The organism is Nostoc sp. LEGE 12454 (assembly GCF_056620565.1).
In genome coordinates, this window is sequence record NZ_JBWQXL010000108.1 from 1 (window position 1) to 2,160 (window position 2,160).

3 protein-coding genes are annotated in these 2,160 nt (G+C 42.7%); 2 read left to right on the forward strand and 1 reads right to left on the reverse strand.

Going from position 1 to position 2,160, the window contains the following annotated elements; genetic code table 11:
- Nucleotides 1-289 precede the first annotated feature (289 nt).
- Nucleotides 290-805 (reverse strand): transposase, encoded by a 516-nt coding sequence (locus tag AC1F2U_RS34610; RefSeq protein ID WP_480265254.1) that lies wholly within the window; start codon nt 803-805, stop codon nt 290-292.
- On the opposite strand from AC1F2U_RS34610, the gene AC1F2U_RS34615 reads away from it, so the two are divergent.
- Nucleotides 804-1,142, forward strand: a complete 339-nt coding sequence (locus AC1F2U_RS34615) for a hypothetical protein (protein ID WP_480265255.1) — start codon at nt 804-806, stop codon at nt 1,140-1,142. The genes AC1F2U_RS34610 and AC1F2U_RS34615 overlap by 2 nt on opposite strands.
- 65 nt (nt 1,143-1,207) lie before the next feature.
- Nucleotides 1,208-2,047, forward strand: a complete 840-nt coding sequence (locus tag AC1F2U_RS34620) for a CHAT domain-containing protein (RefSeq protein WP_480265256.1) — start codon at nt 1,208-1,210, stop codon at nt 2,045-2,047.
- Nucleotides 2,048-2,160 lie beyond the last annotated feature (113 nt).

Consider the following 2,160-nt stretch of genomic DNA (forward strand, 5'->3'; position numbering starts at 1 on the left):
TATCAAAATGCACTTGCAACAATCAGATCATCCTGCCATGTTGGTTCCTTATGGAGATAGACCAAATCCAGAACTGCAAATGGAAATGCGTCAATTCTTACTGCCACTGTACACTCTAAATGCTTAACTAAAGTAGAAGATATGGCACTGGCTTTTAATTGTGCTTTAGTGCCTTCTTCCTTTAAGTTACAGGTTTGGTGTCGGCGATTGAACAAAGACTATGAATTACTTACTGAAACTGCCGATACATTTATTTACCTAGTACAGAACGGCGTAAATAAGCAGACCATTAAATAGCCAAAACTTTGCCCTTATATGTCCACTTAAAAGGTTTAGCCATTGTTTTATTAAAGTAGTCGATAAACTTGAGGATTCGATTTTTCAAATCATTCTGACTGACGAAACTGGCTCTTCTGAGTAACTTGCGAACCAAAATACTGAACCAAATCTCAATTTGATTGAGCCATGAAGAATGTTTAGGAGTGTAATGCAACACAATTCGGTGTGCTGGGTCACGCAAAAAAGTCATGCGGGATTTCAGGATGCTACTTTCTCCCTTAATACCCAAGTCAATATTCAAACCTTCAATTTCTGCAACTAAACGAACCAGGGACTCAAACTGATGAGTATTTAGACAGTCCATAATCAAATGCCATTTTTTGGCATCTGGGTCGGTTTCAATTGTGCGGCGAACATGAAGGGCAAAATCCGCTTCTGTTCTTGTATCGGAGAGAAATTCGTACTTGAGTGAGCCTTGCACCCCTCCATCGAATAAAATACCTTTAGCTACTTGAGGAAAAATCATGGCAGAGAGTATAAGAGTTGTAATCGAAGGTGACAATCCTGTAGCTGCGGCAGAAGATCTCCTAGCAATTCCAGGAATATTGGGGAGCTCGACACCCAGTTCAGAAGAGCCGGAAAAGGGAGTGATTGAAACGATCGCAGTCATTGTTGGAATGGTCGGCTCAACTATTGCGATCGCTGAACAAATCCGCAAATGGTTTCAGGAAAATAAACAGGCAAGGGCAGGTAAGCGATTTGACGTCGTGATTGAAAGCGAGGATGACAAAATTTTGCTAGAAAACGCTAGTGCGGACGAGATTTATCAGATACTTAAAGTCTTGGAACGTCAAAGAAGTTAAAAAACTTCTTATATTGCATTTTTCACAAATCCCAGACTTGCAAACTCTGTTTTTAGTGAGTCAACATGCAAATCCTCTATGTGCGCCTAATTGAAGAGCAACCAGGATGGGTGAAGCTAAGGTTTTTGGGTGATCTCCCTCAAACCTATAATGAGTCACCAAATTTGAGTTTGGATGGGATTCAGTCATTGCAGCAGCAGGCACGACGAGATTATTACCTCGGTCGTCCAGCACTTCAAAGGATTGGGCAACAATTATTTGACTGGCTAGATGGGGTAGGGTGGCTACGAACAGCAATAGCAGAGTGCCAGTATGAGACCTTAGTGTTGGCGATCGCTACTCCCCACAACTTGGCATATTTGCCTTGGGAAGCGTTATACGATCAGGGAAAATTTCTGGTAGAGCGAGTGAATCCAACGGTGGTACCGATGCGCTGGTTGGGTAAGCCTGTGACTCTGCCTGAACCAGAGCAGCGACCATTGCGGGTGTTGTTTATGGCAACATCTCCAGAGATAGTTGAGCCTGTTCTGGATTTTGAGCATGAAGAGTCAGAAATTTTGAAAGCGACCCAGAATACAGCAGTAGATTTGCGGGTTGAAGAGAGCGGTTGTATGACAGACCTATCAAATCTTTGGAACCGTTACTCTCCAGCCTTTGATGTTTTTCATATTACTGGGCACGCTGATCTCCAAATGGCAGCTCCTTATCAACCATTCTTTATTACTGAGACAGAAACAGGCGATCGCCACAATGCCACACTGGATGAATTCGCTCAGATTTTCCGGAATCGTCAGCCTCGTCTGGTATTCCTTTCAGGTTGTCGTACTGCTCAGAGTAGTCTTGACCCTGAGGACAAGGAGAAAATAATTCCGTCCTTGGCAGAGGGGTTGGTAGGCATCATGTAAAAATAACTTGAACAATTTGCCGAATGGTTAGATGATCGGAATGTAACCGAATTAAAGGCTTATATGTCTGATAAGCAGGTAGTAGAAAGCATTCAAGACAAGTACGATTCGTT

Excerpts from the sequence above, each read along its gene's own strand:
- AC1F2U_RS34615 (WP_480265255.1), top strand. The coding sequence starts at position 804 with ATGGCAGAGAGTATAAGAGTTGTAATCGAAGGTGACAATCCTGTAGCT.
- AC1F2U_RS34620 (WP_480265256.1), top strand. The coding sequence starts at position 1,208 with ATGCAAATCCTCTATGTGCGCCTAATTGAAGAGCAACCAGGATGGGTG.
- AC1F2U_RS34610 (WP_480265254.1), bottom strand. The coding sequence starts at position 805 with ATGATTTTTCCTCAAGTAGCTAAAGGTATTTTATTCGATGGAGGGGTG.